The sequence below is a fragment of the Mycolicibacterium novocastrense genome, from assembly GCF_001570485.1.
Lineage (GTDB): Bacteria > Actinomycetota > Actinomycetes > Mycobacteriales > Mycobacteriaceae > Mycobacterium > Mycobacterium novocastrense.
This window is the reverse complement of record NZ_BCTA01000050.1, coordinates 1-17,200: the sequence shown is the minus strand read 5'-3', so window position 1 is coordinate 17,200 and position 17,200 is coordinate 1. Positions and strand designations below refer to the sequence as shown.

The 17,200-nt window shown below is 67.0% G+C and carries 16 protein-coding genes and 1 pseudogene; 12 read left to right on the top strand and 5 right to left on the bottom strand.

Going from position 1 to position 17,200, the window contains the following annotated elements; translation table 11 throughout:
- Window positions 1-212 precede the first annotated feature (212 nt).
- A pseudogene (locus RMCN_RS18730) lies at window positions 213-1,239 on the top strand (cupin domain-containing protein).
- A gap of 12 nt (window positions 1,240-1,251) precedes the next feature.
- Here the strand turns inward: RMCN_RS18730 and RMCN_RS18725 are convergent.
- The 3 genes from RMCN_RS18725 to RMCN_RS18715 all read right to left on the bottom strand — a co-directional run bounded on the left by RMCN_RS18725 (window position 1,252) and on the right by RMCN_RS18715 (window position 3,835).
- Entirely contained in the window at window positions 1,252-2,298 is a 1,047-nt protein-coding gene (locus tag RMCN_RS18725; RefSeq protein WP_067392338.1) for an NAD(P)-dependent alcohol dehydrogenase, read from the bottom strand.
- 138 nt (window positions 2,299-2,436) lie between these two features.
- Complete coding sequence (locus RMCN_RS18720; protein ID WP_064415351.1) at window positions 2,437-2,712, bottom strand: YciI family protein; 276 nt, start codon at window positions 2,710-2,712, stop codon at window positions 2,437-2,439.
- 10 nt (window positions 2,713-2,722) lie between these two features.
- Window positions 2,723-3,835, bottom strand: a complete 1,113-nt coding sequence (locus RMCN_RS18715; protein WP_067392335.1) for an iron-siderophore ABC transporter substrate-binding protein — start codon at window positions 3,833-3,835, stop codon at window positions 2,723-2,725.
- 158 nt (window positions 3,836-3,993) lie between these two features.
- Here RMCN_RS18715 and ctaD point away from each other — a divergent pair, with 158 nt between their 5' ends.
- Together ctaD and serB are read left to right on the top strand one after the other, a co-directional pair.
- Window positions 3,994-5,739, top strand: coding sequence for an aa3-type cytochrome oxidase subunit I (ctaD, locus tag RMCN_RS18710; RefSeq protein WP_064415352.1), 1,746 nt, complete (start codon window positions 3,994-3,996; stop codon window positions 5,737-5,739).
- A 10-nt stretch (window positions 5,740-5,749) separates the two neighbouring features.
- The gene (gene serB / locus RMCN_RS18705; RefSeq protein WP_067392332.1) at window positions 5,750-6,991 is read left to right on the top strand and encodes a phosphoserine phosphatase SerB; all 1,242 of its coding nucleotides are present in this window, start codon (window positions 5,750-5,752) and stop codon (window positions 6,989-6,991) included.
- A 98-nt stretch (window positions 6,992-7,089) separates the two neighbouring features.
- Here the strand turns inward: serB and yczR are convergent, their stop codons facing one another.
- The gene (gene yczR / locus RMCN_RS18700; protein ID WP_067392329.1) at window positions 7,090-8,532 is read right to left on the bottom strand and encodes a MocR-like transcription factor YczR; all 1,443 of its coding nucleotides are present in this window, start codon (window positions 8,530-8,532) and stop codon (window positions 7,090-7,092) included.
- A gap of 64 nt (window positions 8,533-8,596) precedes the next feature.
- On the opposite strand from yczR, the gene RMCN_RS31095 reads away from it, so the two are divergent.
- From RMCN_RS31095 to RMCN_RS18670, 7 genes are all read left to right on the top strand, one after another.
- Complete coding sequence (locus RMCN_RS31095; protein ID WP_165604461.1) at window positions 8,597-8,752, top strand: hypothetical protein; 156 nt, start codon at window positions 8,597-8,599, stop codon at window positions 8,750-8,752.
- Window positions 8,753-8,887: 135 nt separating this feature from the next.
- Window positions 8,888-9,730, top strand: coding sequence for an ABC transporter ATP-binding protein (locus RMCN_RS18695; protein WP_064415344.1), 843 nt, complete (start codon window positions 8,888-8,890; stop codon window positions 9,728-9,730).
- Window positions 9,727-10,596, top strand: coding sequence for an NUDIX hydrolase (locus RMCN_RS18690; RefSeq protein WP_067392326.1), 870 nt, complete (start codon window positions 9,727-9,729; stop codon window positions 10,594-10,596). The genes RMCN_RS18695 and RMCN_RS18690 overlap by 4 nt, the downstream gene beginning before the upstream one ends.
- Entirely contained in the window at window positions 10,593-11,240 is a 648-nt protein-coding gene (locus RMCN_RS18685; protein WP_064415346.1) for an enoyl-CoA hydratase, read from the top strand. The genes RMCN_RS18690 and RMCN_RS18685 overlap by 4 nt, the downstream gene beginning before the upstream one ends.
- Window positions 11,241-11,251: 11 nt before the next feature.
- Entirely contained in the window at window positions 11,252-12,322 is a 1,071-nt protein-coding gene (locus tag RMCN_RS18680; RefSeq protein ID WP_234787712.1) for a class I SAM-dependent methyltransferase, read from the top strand.
- Entirely contained in the window at window positions 12,319-13,488 is a 1,170-nt protein-coding gene (locus RMCN_RS18675) for a class I SAM-dependent methyltransferase (RefSeq protein WP_409366060.1), read from the top strand. The genes RMCN_RS18680 and RMCN_RS18675 overlap by 4 nt, the downstream gene beginning before the upstream one ends.
- Before the next feature lie 65 nt (window positions 13,489-13,553).
- Window positions 13,554-14,246: an esterase gene (locus RMCN_RS18670; protein ID WP_067392323.1), complete on the top strand. Its 693-nt coding sequence runs from the start codon at window positions 13,554-13,556 to the stop codon at window positions 14,244-14,246.
- 24 nt (window positions 14,247-14,270) lie between these two features.
- On the opposite strand, the gene RMCN_RS18665 is transcribed toward RMCN_RS18670, so the two are convergent.
- Window positions 14,271-15,575 carry a BamB-related PQQ repeat family beta-propellar protein gene (locus RMCN_RS18665; RefSeq protein ID WP_067392321.1) on the bottom strand — a complete coding sequence of 435 codons (1,305 nt, stop codon included), beginning with the start codon at window positions 15,573-15,575 and terminating at the stop codon, window positions 14,271-14,273.
- 80 nt (window positions 15,576-15,655) lie between these two features.
- Here RMCN_RS18665 and RMCN_RS18660 point away from each other — a divergent pair, with 80 nt between their 5' ends.
- Window positions 15,656-16,393, top strand: coding sequence for an acyltransferase (locus RMCN_RS18660; RefSeq protein WP_064349682.1), 738 nt, complete (start codon window positions 15,656-15,658; stop codon window positions 16,391-16,393).
- Between the two features lie 249 nt (window positions 16,394-16,642).
- Window positions 16,643-17,200 (top strand): IniB N-terminal domain-containing protein (locus tag RMCN_RS18655; RefSeq protein WP_201028874.1); only part of this gene is annotated, 558 nt, incomplete at its 3' end.

Below are 17,200 nucleotides of genomic sequence, written 5' to 3'. Positions count from 1 at the left end.
TTGATGCGTAAGGAACACCAATCATCCCAGTTCAGAGGGCACTTTCCTCGTTACGACACCCGATCAAATAGGCAGTTCATCGGTGGATCGAGGCTTAGGCGCTCGCAGGTAGGTCGTCTCCACGGATCCGGTAGCCGAAATGGTGGCCGGTTTCGAGGACACGACCGCTGGTCGGGACGAGAGTGAGGGCATCCAGATCGACAGGAGCCGTCATGACCACCTCACTGACCCGCAGCGTTCACACCGCCTCCCTGCTCGACGGTGAGATCGTCGAAGAGAACGAGTTCGGCTCGATGCGCCGCATCACCGCCGACAACCTGCCCATTCTGAAAAGGCTTTCGATCAAGCGTGTTCTGCTGAATCCCGGGACGATGCGCACGCCGCACTGGCACGCCAACGCCAACGAGCTGACCTACTGCGTGACGGGGACGGCTCTGGTGTCGATGCTCGACAACCACAACCAGTTCACCAGCTTCATCGTGACGGCCGGTCAGATGTTCTACGCCGCATCCGGCTCGCTGCACCACATCGAGAACATCGGCGACGACGCCGCCGAGTTCATCATCGCTTTCCGCCACGAGCGTCCCGAGGACTTCGGCCTGGGTGCCACCTTCGGCGCGTTCACCGACGCAGTGTTGGGCAACACCTACGACTTGCCCGCCGCCGACTTCGCCAAGATTCGCCGCCCGCATCGGTGATCCCGAGATTCCCGCGTCGGCGTACTTCGAGGATCCCCATAAATTCGACATCGAAGCGCAGGCGCCGGGCTTGAACTACGTCAGCGGCGACGCGCGGTTCGCCCGTGACCAGTTGTGGCCGGCGCTCAAAGACATCTCGATGTACTCGTTACGCGTGACCGAAAGCGGTATGCGCGAACCGCACTGGCATCCGATGACCGCCGAAATGGGCTACGTCCAGCGCGGCGACGCACGCATGACGATCATGAATCCCGATGGCACGCTGGATACTTGGAACCTCACCACCGGCGATATGTACTTCATCCCGCGCGCCTACCCGCATCACATCGAGAACGTCGGCACCCAGGACTGGCACTTCCTGATCTTCTTCGACCAACCGTTTCCCGCCGACATCGGTTACCGCGCGTCGGCGAGTGCCTACTCCCGACAGGTGCTGGCCGCCGCCTTCAACACGCATGTCGACGATCTGCCGAACTTCCCGTTCACGCCGATCGATCCGTTGATCGTCGGCCGCAAGAACCCGGTGGACTCCCCGGCGTGATCGGCGAACCGACTACGAGCGCAATGACTTTGTATCGATCACGAAGCGGTACCGCACGTCGCTGGCCACCACCCGCTCGTAAGCCTCGTTGATGTAATCGGGTGCGATGACTTCGATCTCGGGTCGCACGGCGTGCTCGGCGCAGAAGTCGAGCATTTCCTGCGTCTCGGCGATACCGCCGATCAGCGATCCCGCGAGGCGGCGCCGGCCGGAGATCAGCGCGCCGGCGGGCACCGACATAGGCTTTTCCGGCATACCGAGTTCGACCATCGTGCCGTCGAGTGCGAGCAGTCCCAGATAGCGCCCAAGGTTGAGGTTGGCCGACACCGTGTTGAGGATCAGGTCGAACGATGAACGCAGTGTGGTGAACGTCTCGGGGTCGGAGGTCGCGTAGTACTCGTCGGCGCCGAGACGCAACCCGTCCTCCATCTTCTTCAGCGACTGGCTCAGCACTGTCACATGGGCGCCCATCGCGTGCGCGAGCTTGACACCCATGTGGCCCAGCCCGCCGAGCCCGATGACCGCGACCCTTGTTCCCGGGCCCGCATTCCAGTGGCGCAAAGGCGAATACAACGTGATACCGGCGCACAGCAGCGGCGCCGCGGCGTCCAGCGGGAGGCTGTCGGGAATGTGCAGCACATAGCTCTCGTCCACCACGATGGCGCCGCTGTAGCCGCCCTGCGTCGGCTCACCGTCACGACCGATCGCGTTGTACGTGCCGACCATCCCCTTGACGCAATACTGTTCCTCGCCCGCGCGGCACTGCGCACATTCGCGGCAGGAATCGACGAAGCAGCCGACGCCGACGCGGTCGCCGACCGTGAAGCCCGTCACCTCCGAACCGACCTCGGTGACGACGCCGGCGATTTCGTGGCCGGGAACCACCGGATACTTCGCGCGGCCCCACTCGTCGCGCACGGTGTGGATGTCGGAGTGGCAGATGCCCGCATAGTGAATGTCGAACGCCACATCGTGCGGTCCGACGTCGCGGCGGGTGATGGTCGTCTTGACCAGTGGTTCGGACGCCGACGGTGCGGCATATGCGGCAACGGTGCTCATTACGACCTTCTTCTTTTCGTTCCGATCAACTATCGACAAGAGCCGTCGCTGACGCCGCGATCGGCCTCACACGACCAACGGGGTGGCCTGCCCCGATGATTCCGGCCGAAGCTGTGAGTTTTCTCCCAGAGACTGCGGCTAGAGACCGGCCGCCCGGAATGCCCCGTTGAATGACAGCCGGTCGTAGCGCGCGACACCGGCCGACGTGTAGGGATCCCGGTCGACGATGTCCTGCGCCTGCTCGGCATCCATGTCGCCGGTGATCAGAACGGCGCCCGACTCGTCCTCCAGGCGGCCCGCCAGCACGATCCGGCCGGCGCTGACCTCCTCCTTGAGCCATTCGAGGTGAGCAGGCCGGGTCTGGTTGATGACCTCGGGCGGTTGCAGGTAGGTCGATTTCAGGACGTGGAACACGCCGACCACGCTAATTGATCGGGGCGTTGAGCCATTGCAGGTCGGCGAGCATGCCACGCGCGGCCACGATGTTCTCTCCGGTCTGCCACACCTCGTTGTTGACCGCGAAGACCCGGTTGTCGCGCGTGGCGCCCAGCTTCTTCCACGCATCGCTCTCGAGCACCGCTGGCGCGCGGTCGCGCGCGGCCGGCGAGTCGAAGGACACGTAGACGATGTCGCCGTCGGCGATCGACAGGTCGGGATCGTCGGCGAGGTCGGTGTCGGAGACTCCCACCTCGATGTACGGCTTGTCGGTAAAACGTTGTGTGACAGGCCGATCGACCCCGACGTCGGCCAGCACGCTGCCCGGGAAAGTGTCGACACCGTAGACGCGCATCGTGGTATCGGTGAACTGCACGACCGACGCCTGGAAGTGGGTGGCGTCGTTGTCGGCGCCGGTCTTGTCGGCGGCGCGGTGAAATCCCTCGACCAACCCGTTCGCGGCGTCCTGTCGACCGGTCGCGGCACCCACGGTGCGCAGGTTGTCCTGCCACGCCGCCCCGGGCGGGCCGGAGAACACCGTCGGTGCGATGTCCGACAGCGGGCCGAACGCTTCGGGGGTCAACGCGTGCGAACCGAGGATCAGGTCGGGCGCCGCGGCGCGGATGCCGTCGAGGTCCGGTTCGCTACGGGTGCCGACTCCCGGCACGTCGTGGATCACCTGGCCCAGGTATGACGGCTGGCTGTCCGAGCCGTCGGGCAGCGCGGCGGCCACGATCCGCGACTGCAGCCCCAACGCGCACAGAGCGTCGAGCTGATCGCCCGAGAGCACGACTATGCGCTGGGGGTCCTCGCGGACCAGGGTCTCACCCGCGGCGTGGCGCACGAGGCGCTCCGGCGGACCGGGATCCACCGCTGCCGGCTCGGCCGGACACGATTCGTCGGGCCGTCGCTGATTGCCCAGCACCCCCGCGCCGGCGATCCTCGTCGTACTGGTGACGATCGTCTGGGCGGCGGTGTCGGAGGCCTCACCATCGGGGGAGCCGCAGCCGCTCATTAGGGTCACGCCGACGGCGGTGGCGAGCGCAGCCAGGCCCAGCGTCCTGGCGGCCACGAGGCCCGTGCGCGGTGCGCCGATCAACACGTCGCCGACGGTAACATCCGGCCAGCTCCCGGGCCGAAAGCCGAGTGCCCGCCAATTACGACGCCTTGTAGGACCCCCGAGCAGGCGCGCTCGGGCGGCGGCTAGGATTCATCGAGACCACCGCCGGGATGTCCCGACCTGGATGTATGGAGGACCTGTTGGTAGCCGAAGCGCCCCCTATCGGAGAACTCGAGGTACGGCGTCCGTTCCCGGAGCGACTCGGCCCCAAGGGCAACCTGATCTACAAGCTCATCACCACCACCGATCACAAGATGATCGGCATCATGTACTGCGTCGCCTGCTTCATCTTCTTCTTCATCGGCGGGCTGATGGCGCTGTTCATGCGGACCGAGCTGGCGCTGCCCGGGCTGCAGTTCCTGTCCAACGAGCAGTTCAACCAGCTGTTCACCATGCACGGCACGGTGATGCTGCTGTTCTACGCGACCCCGATCGTGTTCGGGTTCGCCAACCTGGTGCTGCCGCTGCAGATCGGCGCCCCCGACGTCGCGTTCCCCCGCCTGAACGCCCTGTCGTTCTGGCTGTTCGTGTTCGGCGCCCTGATCGCGATCTCCGGCTTCATCACCCCCGGCGGTGCGGCCGACTTCGGCTGGACGGCGTACGCGCCGCTGAGCAACGCGATCCACTCACCGGGCGCCGGCGGTGACCTGTGGATCCTGGGTCTGGCCATCTCGGGTCTGGGCACCATCCTCGGCGGGGTGAACATGATCACCACCGTGGTGTGCATGCGCGCACCCGGTATGACGATGTTCCGGATGCCGATCTTCACCTGGAACATCCTGGTGACCTCGATCCTGGTGCTGCTAGCCTTCCCGCTGCTGACCGCCGCGCTGTTCGGTCTGGCGGCCGACCGGCATCTGGGCGCGCACATCTACGATCCGGCCAACGGCGGGGTGCTGTTGTATCAGCACCTGTTCTGGTACTTCGGCCATCCCGAGGTGTACATCATCGCGTTGCCGTTCTTCGGCATCGTGTCCGAGATCTTCCCGGTGTTCAGCCGTAAGCCGATCTTCGGCTACACCACGCTGATCTACGCGACCATCGCCATCGCCGCGCTCTCGATCGCGGTGTGGGCGCACCACATGTACGCCACCGGCGCGGTGCTGCTGCCGTTCTTCTCGTTCATGACGTTCCTGATCGCCGTGCCGACGGGCATCAAGTTCTTCAACTGGATCGGCACGATGTGGAAGGGCCAGTTGACCTTCGAGACACCGATGCTGTTCTCGATCGGCTTCCTGCTCACGTTCCTGCTGGGCGGCCTGTCCGGCGTGCTGCTGGCCAGCCCGCCCCTGGACTTCCACGTCACCGACAGCTACTTCGTCATCGCGCATTTCCACTACGTGCTGTTCGGCACGATCGTGTTCGCGACCTATGCCGGGATCTACTTCTGGTTCCCGAAGATGACGGGCCGGTTGCTCGACGAACGGTTGGGCAAGCTGCACTTCTGGCTCACGTTCATCGGCTTCCACGTCACCTTCCTGGTGCAGCACTGGGTGGGCGACGAGGGTATGCCGCGCCGCTACGCGGACTACCTGCCGACCGACGGATTCACCACGCTCAACGTCGTGTCGACCATCGGCGCCTTCATCCTGGGCATCTCGACGCTGCCGTTCGTGTGGAACATCTTCAAGAGTTGGCGCTACGGCGAGCCGGTGACCGTCGACGATCCGTGGGGGTACGGCAACTCGCTGGAGTGGGCGACCTCGTGCCCGCCGCCGCGGCACAACTTCACCGAGCTGCCCCGAATCCGTTCGGAGCGACCGGCTTTCGAGTTGCACTACCCGCACATGGTGGAGCGGATGCGCGCGGAGGCACACGTCGGACGCGCCCACGGGCCCGCGGACGGCGATGTGACACGGCTGGACGACGCGAACGTCCGTACCTGACGATCGCGGCATGACCGGCAAATCACGCGAACGCGCGTCGCTGCTGATCACGGTCACCGGCCGCGACCAACCAGGCGTCACCTCGGCGTTGTTCGAGGTGCTGTCGCGTCACCAGGTCGAGCTGCTCAACGTCGAACAGGTCGTGATCCGCGGCCGATTGACGCTGGGTGTGCTCGTCGCGGGATCGGCGGAGGCCGCGGGCAGCGCCGAGCTTCGGGACGCCGTGACGGCGGCGATCCGCGACGTGGGCCTGGAGGTCACGATCGAACGCAGCGACGGCGAGCCCGTCATGCGGGAACCGTCGACGCACACGATCGTCGTCCTCGGCCGGCCGATCACCGCCGAAGAGTTCGGTGTGGTGGCCCGCGAACTCGCGCGGCTCGAGGTCAACATCGACACGATCGGTGGCATCTCGGATTACCCGGTGACGGGATTGGAGCTGCACGTCTCGGTGCCGTCTCGCGCGGTCTACGAGGAACTGCAGCAGGCGCTGGCACGCGTGGCGGTCGCCCAGGAGATCGACGTCGCGCTCGAGGACTACAGCCTGACGCGACGGGCCAAGCGGCTCATCGTGTTCGACGTCGACTCGACGCTGATCCAGGGCGAGGTGATCGAAATGCTGGCGGCCAAGGTGGGCGCCGAGGCCGCGGTCGCGGAGGTCACCGAGGCGGCCATGCGCGGCGAACTGGACTTCGCCGAATCCCTGCACCGGCGCGTGGCGACACTCGCGGGTCTGCCCGCGTCCGTACTCGACGACGTCGCCGATCAGATCGAGTTGACGCCCGGTGCGCGTACCACGTTGCGCACGCTTCGGCGGCTGGGATACCACTGCGGCATCGTGTCGGGCGGCTTCCGTCAGGTCATCGAACCGCTCGCACACGAGCTGATGATGGATTTCGTCGCCGCGAACGAACTGGAAATCGTCGACGGCAAACTGACCGGCCGGGTGATCGGCCCCGTCATCGACCGAGCCGGAAAGGCCAAGGCGCTCAGGGATTTCGCGCAGCAGGCCGGTGTGCCGATGGAGCAGACGGTGGCCGTGGGCGACGGCGCCAACGACATCGACATGCTCGCCGCCGCGGGTCTGGGTGTGGCGTTCAACGCCAAGCCGGCGCTCCGGGAGGTCGCCGACGCGTCGCTGAGCCAGCCGTACCTGGACACCGTGCTGTTCATTCTGGGCGTCACGCGCGGTGAGATCGAGGCCGCCGATGCCGTCGACGGTGTGGTGCGACGGGTCGAAATCCCCGACTGAGTGCGGCCCTCCGTGTGGCGCGAGCGACCGCATTTGTACGTGCGCCCGCGGCGTGTCGAGGGGCAGACGCGGTCGCTCGCGGGGAAGGGGAGGCCGCGCTAGACCACGACGGTCGTCGGCTCAGGTGCCGACAGTCCGGTGACGCTGCGCCACGCTCGCGCCAGCAGTTCCACCGCCTCGCTCAACTGTTCCTCGGGCAGCGCGTACGGGACGCGGACGAACCGCTCGAGGGTGCCATCCACCCCGAACCGCGGGCCCGCGGGCAGATCGAGGCCCAGCCGGGAGGCCGCCGCCGACAGCGCGGTACTCATCGGGGCCGGCAACCGCACCCACAACGACATGCCGCCCGCGCCCGGTCCCGGATCCCAGTCGGGCAGGTGCTGACTCAGCAGCGACTGCAAATATGCGCGACGGCTGCGCAAGATCTCGCGCCGCTCGGGCAGTAGTTCGTCACGTCGGGCGAGAAGTCTTGCGGCGGCGCACTGTTCGAGTATCGCAGTGCCCATGTCGATCGACGGCCGCAGCGCGGCGATGGTGGCGATGGTGGCGCGTTCTGCGCGGATCCAGCCGACCCGCAGCCCGCCCCAGAAGGACTTCGACATCGAGCCGACCGTCAGGACCAGATCGCGTCGCGACGTCATTTCGCCCGCCACCGGGCCGGGTGGAGGCTCGTCCAGCCACATGTCGAGGATCGTCTCGTCGATGACGGTGCGGGTGCGGGTCTCGGTGATGATGCGTGCCAGCTGATTCCGGTCCGCAGCGGGCATCGTCATACCGGTCGGGTTCTGGTTGTCGGGGATCAGATACGCCAGCGTCGGTGACATCTGGTGCAGCGCGTTCCGGAGTGCGTCGAAGTCCCAGCCGCTTTCGGTCAGCGCGACCGGAACGGGGCGAGCGCCTGCGGTCGTAATGGAGGACAGCGCACCGTGATACGTCGGTTGTTCGACGAGTACGCGGTCACCGGGCTGGACATATGTGGTCAGGATCAGTCCGATGGCGTGCAACGCCCCGGTGGTCACCATGATCTCGTCAGGCTCGGTGGGAAGCCCACGTTCGCAGTATCTTTCGGCGATCGCCTGTCTCAGCGCCGGTACACCGACGAGTTCGTGTCCGGGAGCGTGCAGATACGGCGTGACGTCGCGGGTCGCCTCTGTGAAAGCCTCCATCACCGCGGCGGCGGGCGCCGACAACGCCGCCGCGGCCAAGCTGACAGACGGTGCAGCGGGCTCGATGCGCGCGGCGGGCACGACGGGCAGCGCCGTGGTGCTGCGGGCACCGCGGCGCGCGACGAGGTAGCCGTCCTCCTGTAGCTGGGTGTAGGCGGCAGTGACCGTCGTGCGGGACACCCGCAACGTGTCGGCGAGTGCGCGTTCGCTGGGCACTCGCGCCCCGACGGGGACACGTCCGTCGATGATCAGCAGACGAAGGGCATCGGCCAGGCCCTGGTAAGCCGGCCCACTTCGACTGGACGTCCGCCAGTTTCCCAACTCGCGGGCCAGAAGTTCCACATTGAGCGTGCGTGCAGGCACTTCGAGACTCATTGCAGGCCAGTATGGTCTAACTGGCTATTGAATAGCAAGCCAGTTCGCCGCAACCATGGAGCCCATGAGCTTGAACTGGATACCTCGCCTGAGCCGCCGCCTCGCCTCGACCCTGGTGTGGCAGCCGCCGGTCGCGCGCGCCGACTACGAAGACCGCGACGCCGAACGCATGGCCCGAGAACTCGAACTCATCAAGGTGCGCTTCCCCCACCATGCGTAGGGGCGTCGTCCGCAGCCTCGTTCTCATCGTCGGGCTGACCGCCGAGCCTCGCCGCAGGCGCGCGGTCGATTTGGGCGTGAAATCGATCGCTGGCCGAACGGAATCACGCACAAGTGGCCTGTCTACGATGGGCGAGTGCCCACCGCCGAAGGAGATGCAGCCGACCCCGATGTGCTGATCGACTTCGCCAAGGTGTCGTTGCGGCGCGGGGGACAGACCCTGATCGGACCCGTCACGTGGGCGGTCGAACTCGACGAGCGCTGGGTGGTCATCGGACCCAACGGCGCGGGCAAGACCTCGCTGCTGCGCATCGCCGCCGCCCTGGAGCACCCGTCGACGGGGACGGCGTACGTGCTCGGTGAACGACTCGGCCGAACCGATATGTCCGAACTGCGCTCGCGGGTCGGCCTGAGCAGTTCGGCGTTATCGCAGCGGGTGCCCGACGGTGAGGTGGTGCGCGATCTGGTGGTCTCGGCCGGCTACGCGGTGCTGGGCCGCTGGCGCGAGGCCTACGACGACGTCGACTACGAGCAGGCGGTCGACATGCTCGAGAGCGTCGGCGCCGAACACCTGGCGTTGCGCACATACGGCACGCTGTCCGAAGGCGAACGCAAGCGCGTGCTGATCGCGCGGTCGATGATGACCGACCCGGAACTGCTGCTACTCGATGAGCCCGCCGCGGGACTGGACCTCGGCGGACGCGAGGAACTTCTGGCCCGGCTCGAGGATCTGGCCGCCGACCCGGACGCCCCGGCGATGGTGTTGGTGACCCACCACGTCGAGGAGATCCCGCGCGGCTTCTCACACGGACTGATCCTGTCCGAGGGCAAGGTGATCGACTCCGGGCTGTTGCCCGATGTGCTGACCGCCGAGAACCTCTCCAAAGCCTTCGGCCAGGCGATCACGCTCGAGGTCGTGGACGGGCGGTATTTCGCGCGCCGTGCCAGGAGTCGGGCCGCGCATAGGAGACGAGCATGACCGAACAACCAGCCGAACAACCAGCCGAACAGCCGCTGACGCCGCGGCCCGCGTCGACCGTGATGCTGATCCGCGACAAGCGGGAGGGGCATGCGCGGGGAGTTGAGGTTTTCCTGATGCGGCGGCACTCGGCGATGGATTTCGTCGCCGGCGTCATGGTGTTCCCCGGCGGCGGTGTCGACGATCGCGATCGCGACGCCGACATCGACTGGTTCGGTCCCGAACCCGACTGGTGGGCAAAGCGTCTGAACGTGGAGCCGAACCTGGCGCAGGCACTGGTGTGCGCAGCGGCACGCGAGACCTTCGAAGAGTCCGGGGTACTGTTCGCCGGCGCCGCGGACGACCCGGATGTCCTGGTCGACGACGCCTCGGTCTACCACGAGGCGCGCGCCGCGCTGGTCAACCGATCGCTGTCGTTCGCCGACTTCCTTCACCGCGAGAAGTTGGTGCTGCGCGCCGATCTGCTTCGGCCGTGGGCCAATTGGGTGACGCCGAAGGAAGAACGCACCCGTCGCTACGACACCTACTTCTTCGTTGGTGCCCTGCCGGAAGGTCAACGCGCCGACGGCGAGAACACCGAGACCGACACGGCCGACTGGATCACCCCGGAGCAAGCGCTCGATGATTTCGCGGCCGGCCGGACGTTCCTGCTGCCTCCGACATGGACTCAGCTGGACTCGCTCGCCGGCCGCACCGTTGCCGAAGTGCTTGCGGTGGAACCTCAGATCGTCTCCGTCACACCGCATCTGGCCGCGAACAAGGACACCGGCAACTGGGAGATCGAGTTCTTCGACAGCGACCGGTACAACGCCGCCCGCAACCGCCGCAGCCCCGAGGGCTACGGGTCCGACGCGCGCCAGGCATGAGCGAGTTCGTCTCGGTTCACACCAGCGATGAGCATCCGGGTATCGCCACGCTGCTGCTGTCGCGGCCACCGACCAATGCCCTCACCCGCCAGGTCTACCGCGAACTGGCCTCCGCCGCGCGAAGCATCGGCGATCGCGACGACGTCCATTCGGTGATCGTGTACGGCGGCCACGAGATCTTTTCGGCCGGCGACGACGTCCCCGAACTGCGCACCCTCAACGCCGAGGAGGCCGACACCGCCACGCAGGTTTGCCGCGAGGCCGTCGACGCCATGGCAGTCATCCCCAAACCCACCGTCGCGGCGATCACCGGCTACGCGCTGGGGGGCGGGCTGACGCTGGCGCTGGCGGCCGACTGGCGGGTCTGCGGTGACAACGTCAAGTTCGGTGTGACGGAGATCCTCGCCGGGCTCGTGCCCGCGGGCGGCACCGCCCGACTGGCCCGCACCGTCGGCCTGAGCAAGGCCAAGGAGCTGGTCTTCAGCGGCCGGTTCATCGACGCCAAAGAAGCGCACGCGCTGGGCCTCGTCGACCAGATGGTGGCGCCCGACGGGGTCTACGACGCCGCGCTGGCCTGGGCGCAACGGTTCGTCGAGCACCCACCCCAGGTACTGGCTGCGGCCAAGGCGACGTTCGACCTCTAGGCTGCGCTGTTATGAGCTTTGAGGAAACCGACACGGTAACTGATGTCGCCGGCTCCGCGGCTGCTGGGTCTGATGTCGCCGGCTCCGCGGCTGCTGAGCCTGATGTCGCCGGCTCCGCGGCTCCGGTGCCCAATCCGCACGCCACCGCCGAACAGGTCGAAGCCGCCCGCCACGACTCCAAACTGGCCCAGGTGCTGTACCACGATTGGGAAGCCGAGAGCTACGACGAGAAGTGGTCGATCTCCTACGACAAGCGCTGCGTCGACTACGCCCGCGACCTCTTCGACGCGACCGTTCCGTTCTCCGAGCAGCGCAAGCTGCCCTACGACCGGGCGTTGGAGCTCGGGTGCGGCAGCGGGTTCTTCCTGCTCAACCTGATCCAGGCCGGCGTGGCCCGGCGCGGCTCGGTGACCGACCTGTCACCGGGCATGGTCAAGGTCGCCACCCGAAACGGCGAGAACCTCGGTCTCGAGATCGACGGGCGAGTGGCCGACGCGGAGGGCATCCCGTACGACGACGACACCTTCGACCTCGTGGTCGGTCACGCCGTGCTGCATCACATTCCCGATGTCGAGCTGTCGCTACGCGAGGTAGTGCGGGTGCTCAAGCCCGGCGGCCGGTTCATCTTCGCCGGTGAGCCGACGAACGCGGGGGAGAACTATGCCCGCCCGCTGTCGACCCTGACCTGGCGGGCGGTGACCAATGTGACGAAGCTCCCGGGACTCTCGGGTTGGCGTCGCCCCAAAGCCGAACTCGACGAGTCGTCACGCGCGGCCGCATTGGAGGCGGTCGTCGACCTGCACACCTTCTCTCCGGGCGATCTGGAGCGCATGGCGCACAACGCAGGCGCCGTCGAGGTCTCCACCGCCACCACCGAATTCACCGCCGCGATGCTGGGCTGGCCGCTGCGCACCTTCGAGGCCGCCGTCCCGCCGGGCCGATTGGGTTGGGGCTACGCGAAATTCGCATTCCACAGCTGGATCACGTTGAGTTGGATCGACGCCAACCTCTGGAGCCGCGTGGTGCCGAAGTCCTGGTACTACAACGTCATGATCACAGGGGTCAAGCCGGCCGCGTCGTGACGGTGGCGTTCGGCGTCGAGGACGTCGACTACCTGCGTAGCGCGGCCGGCGTCGACGCTCTGCGGGAAACCGCCACGTTGCCGTTGACGGCGAAGACGCTGGTCGCCGATATCGCCTCGGCGCGTGCGCGTTTCGGTGATCGCGCCGCGGTGCTGGTCGAGACGACGCAGCTGCGTCGTAAGGCGGCGACCAAGCTCTCGAATCCGGACGGCTGGCTGTTCACCGACGAAGCCCTCCAGCAGGCCACCGCCGAACCGGTCGCCCGGCACCGCGCCCGTCGGCTCAGCGGGGCCCGAGTGCACGACGCGACTTGTTCGATCGGCACGGAGTTGGCCACGCTCCGCGAAGCGGCGGAACTCGTGATCGGAAGCGACATCGATCCGGTCCGGATCGCGATGGCGCGCAACAACGTCGAGGGTGTGGACCTCTGCCGCGCCGACGCGCTGCGGCCCATCACGCATGACACGGTCGTCGTGCTCGACCCGGCCCGACGCAGCGCCGGGCGGCGCCGGTTCGACCCGCGTGACTACGCGCCCCCGCTTGACGAGCTGCTCGACGTGTATCGTCAACGCGACATCGTCGTGAAGTGCGCTCCCGGAATCGATTTCGACGCCGTGAGAGGGTTGGGCTTCGACGGTGAAATCGAGATCACCTCTCTGGCGGGCAGCGTGCGTGAAGCGTGTTTGTGGTCGGCCGGCCTCACCGAGGGTGAGATCCGGCGCCGAGCCTCGTTGCTGGACACCGGCGAACAGATCACCGACGCCGAACCCGACGACTGCGCAGTCGCGCCCGCCGGGCGGTGGATCGTCGACCCGGACGGCGCCGTTGTGCGTGCGGGGCTGGTCCGCCACTACGCCGCACGGCACGGGCTGTGGCAGCTCGACGCCGCCATCGCCTACCTGTCGGGCGACCGGCTTCCGCCGGGTGTACGCGGTTTCGAGGTTCTCGACGAAGTGGCTTTCAGCGAACGGCGTCTGCGGAATGCGCTCGCGGCGCGTGACGTCGGCGCGGTCGAGATCCTCGTGCGCGGGGTCGACGTCGACCCCGACGCGCTGCGGCCGCGGCTTCGCTTGCGCGGCTCACAGCAAGCCTCGGTCGTGATCACCCGCATCGGGGCCGGAGCCGCAAGCCGGGCAACGGCATTCATTTGTCGTCCGTCGCGCTGACCGTCCACGTATCCTTGCGGGACGCGCCGGTATCCAGGCCGGCGCCGACTGCGAGGACGTCGACGATGCGCAATCCCAGGTGGACCGTTCTGTTCGCGGTGGCCGCCGTCGCGGGCGCCATCGCCAGCCCCGCGGCCGCCGCCCAACCGGGCTGCGCCGACCTGCAGGGCACAGTGGGGCCGGATCAGATCTGCCGGGTGCACGTCGAAACGCCGAACTACACCTTCGAATTGAGTTTCCCCAACGACTATCCCGACCAAGCGCCGCTGGTGGCATACCTCACGCAGGCGCGCGACGGGTTCGTCAACGTCGCCGAGAATCCGGACGCGGGCAGACTGCCTTATGAACTCGACGCCGAAGGCACCGGCTACCAATCCGGACCGCCGACCAGCGGCACCCGCAGCGTGGTCTTCACCGTCTGGCAGAACGTCGGCGGGGTGCGTCCGCAGACCTTCTACCAGTCGTTCAACTGGAACCTGGCTACGAATGCGCCGATCACCTTCGACACCTTGTTCAAACCGGGCTCTGAACCGATGGACGTGATCTACCCAGAGATCGATCGGTACCTGCAGAAGCAGGGCATGAGCGCCCCGGTTCCACAGGGCGAAGGTACCGATCCCGCGAACTACCAGAACTTTGCGCTGACCGACGATTCGCTGATCTTCTTCTTCAGCCAGGGCGGGCTGTTCCCCGAATCGGCGGGTCCCGTTCAGGCGACGGTGCCGCGCGCCGCGGTGGCGCCGATGCTCGCGCTATAAGGGTCAGGTCCGCGCCGAACTGCACTACGCCGGTGCGAAGCCGTACACCATGCCGTCGCTGGTAGCGGTGACCACGCGGCGGTCTTTTCCGATGGAGACGCCGACCGGCCACCCTGTCGCCCTGGGCAGCGGATAGCTGTTGAGGGTGCGTCCGTCGGCGGGATCGAAGACCAGCAGCGCCTGCCCGGCGTCCTCCCCGTCGCCGTCGCGGACGACGGTGTAGGCGACGTCGGCACCGGATCGACTCGACGTCGACAGCGGTGTGAGGTCGTCGCGGGTCCACTGCACCTCGCCGCGATCGCCCTCGTCTTTGATGCCGGTCAGCTTCGCCCCGGGCCCGCCGCCCGCGACGATCAGTCCGTCCGGCGACACGGAGGGTGGGGTCTGGGCGAGGTAGTCGAGCGGCACCGACCACTTGGCCTTGCCATCGGCGGTGTGGAGCGCCCACAGTCGGTCGTCGCGTCCATTGACGTAGACGGTTGATCCGTCGGCCGAAAACACCGGGCTGGCAAGGGGTCCGCCGCCGACGGCGTCGCTGGTCCACTCGCGGGTCAAAAACGGCGACTGCCCGGGCCGGTAGCGCAGGCCCACGAGGATGGGCGCGTCGGCACCCGGCTCCCACAGTGAGAGGACGATGGTACCGCTGGCGGAGGCGAACGCCGGTGCGGCGGCCACCGGGCAGCGGGGGCGAGCCGGCCGACAGTCGGCGAGCCCGCGCTCGGCATCCTTCGGGTCGACCCCGGCGACCAGGTCGAGCGGGCTGCCTTCGACCGTGCCGCGGTGGGCGTCGAAAACCAGCACCTGGCCCAGATGCGTCACGACCAGCAGGTGGCCCGGGCTCAGGATCCGCGCTGTGGTCGGCATCCCGATGACCGGTTGACGCCAGCGAATCCACTGCGTCGGTGGGAACGACAGCATGGCACCGGGCTGTCCGATGTAGAGGTTGTCGAAGCCGTCGAAGAGAGGACTGGACGCACCGCCGCCCTGTACGAGGCGGGTGCACCAACGTTGCCGGGCCTTGTTGTCGGCCTCCCACACCATCAGCGAGCAACCGTCAGGGGTTTGCGCGTTGGCGGCTAGATGGCTGCCGGAGCCGAGTGCCACCGCGGCCGCGAGGTCGCCCTTGACCGACCGCGCCCATTCCAGGCGCAGCGTGTCGGCGCCCGCGACCGGTTGGTAGCTGCTGTTGGCGGCGTCGCCGTATTGAGCGGCCCAGCCGTCAGCGGCCTTGGCGTCGACCCAGGAGACGGTGTCCTGGCAGCCCGCCAGTGTGGCCGTGATCAGCGCTGTCAGTACTGCCATCGCCAGCACGGTCAATCGCCGGAACACTCGATCCTTCCCGTTCCTCGTCATCGGTCCACGTGAGGGTAACCGTTCCGGACGGGAACCCTCGCGTAGGCTTTCCGGCCATGACGACCATGTGGGGCGCGCCGCTGCACAAGCGCTGGCGAGGGTCGCGACTGCGTGACCCGAGGCAGGCGAAGTTCCTGACCCTGGCGTCGCTGAAATGGGTGCTGGCCAACCGTGCCTACACCCCGTGGTACCTGGTGCGGTACTGGAGATTGCTGAAGTTCAAGCTGCGCAATCCGCACATCATCACGCGAGGGATGGTCTTTCTCGGCAAGGGCGTCGAGATCGAGGCGACGCCGGAGCTGTCGACGATGGAGATTGGCCGCTGGGTGCACATCGGCGACAAGAACACCATCCGCTGCCACGAAGGTTCGCTGCGGTTCGGCGACAAGGTGGTGCTCGGCCGCGACAACGTCATCAACACGTACCTCGACATCGAGTTGGGTGATTCGGTGCTGATGGCCGATTGGTGCTACATCTGCGATTTCGACCACCGCATGGACGACATCAACGTGCCGATCAAGGATCAGGGAATCGTCAAGGGGCCGGTGCGAATCGGGCCCGACACCTGGGTCGGCGTCAAGGTCACGGTGTTGCGCAACACCACGATCGGGCGTGGTTGCGTGCTCGGATCGCATGCGGTCGTGCGCGGCGACGTGCCCGACTTCTCGATCGCGGTCGGCGCGCCCGCGAAAGTGGTCAAGAACCGTCAACTCGCATGGGAGACATCGGCGGCGCAGCGCGCGGAACTTGCCGCGGCCCTCGCCGACATCGAGCGCAAGAAGGCCTCCCGCTAGCGTTTCGCTTCTGCGCGAGCGCCCGTGTCTGTGCACGACGCGCCGCTCGGTTACGACGCTCTGCGGACGCTCGTCGCCGTTCGGCGACCGCAAGCCGCCCCCTAACCCCCTAACAGGGGCACGCGCCCACCCTGTATCCGTTTGTTGCGGGTAGGGGGCTTCGACCCGTTTTCGGGGCCTCTGCGGATCCATAACGTTCGCATCAGTTCGCCGGAGGTCGGCGACCAGGCATCCGAAAGGACAACGGAGATGAACGTAATCGACTGGATTCTGAAACTGTTCCGCGACCCCGTCTCCGCTGCCGCGTTCGTGGCGGACCCCGACCGCGAACTCCACCAGGCCGGCTTCGGCAACGTCTCGGCCGCCCAGGTGCAGGCCGTGGCGGCCACCGTGGCGCCTGCGGCGGTGGTGCATGGTGGTGGTGATCCGGTGGTGGGTTTGCAGCAGGCGGTGGCCCAGACTCATGGGATCGCGTTTACCCCGCAGCGCCAGACCGAGGCGTTTTCCAACAACGACACGCTCAGCCACAACGACACCCGGTTCTTGAGCCCGGAGACCAACACGGTCAACCATGCCGGTGAGGATCAGCAGCAGGGCATCGGCAACTTCGGGCTGGAGTTCGGTGACATCACCTTCGGTGACAAGACCACCAACACCGCCGCCGACGGCGGGGTGGTCAACACCGGCACCGCCGGCGATATCGATGCCACCAACGTCGAGGGCGACGGCAACGTCGTCGGCGATGACAACGAAAACGTCAACACCGGCGATATCGAGGACTCCAACGTCAACATCGGCGAGGACAAC

Bases quoted from the DNA above. Each gene is read 5' to 3' on its own strand.
- RMCN_RS18725 (WP_067392338.1), bottom strand. From the start codon at position 2,298: ATGAGCACCGTTGCCGCATATGCCGCACCGTCGGCGTCCGAACCACTG.
- serB (WP_067392332.1), top strand. From the start codon at position 5,750: ATGACCGGCAAATCACGCGAACGCGCGTCGCTGCTGATCACGGTCACC.
- yczR (WP_067392329.1), bottom strand. From the start codon at position 8,532: ATGAGTCTCGAAGTGCCTGCACGCACGCTCAATGTGGAACTTCTGGCC.
- RMCN_RS31095 (WP_165604461.1), top strand. From the start codon at position 8,597: ATGAGCTTGAACTGGATACCTCGCCTGAGCCGCCGCCTCGCCTCGACC.
- RMCN_RS18690 (WP_067392326.1), top strand. From the start codon at position 9,727: ATGACCGAACAACCAGCCGAACAACCAGCCGAACAGCCGCTGACGCCG.
- RMCN_RS18685 (WP_064415346.1), top strand. From the start codon at position 10,593: ATGAGCGAGTTCGTCTCGGTTCACACCAGCGATGAGCATCCGGGTATC.
- RMCN_RS18680 (WP_234787712.1), top strand. From the start codon at position 11,252: ATGAGCTTTGAGGAAACCGACACGGTAACTGATGTCGCCGGCTCCGCG.
- RMCN_RS18670 (WP_067392323.1), top strand. From the start codon at position 13,554: ATGCGCAATCCCAGGTGGACCGTTCTGTTCGCGGTGGCCGCCGTCGCG.
- RMCN_RS18660 (WP_064349682.1), top strand. From the start codon at position 15,656: ATGACGACCATGTGGGGCGCGCCGCTGCACAAGCGCTGGCGAGGGTCG.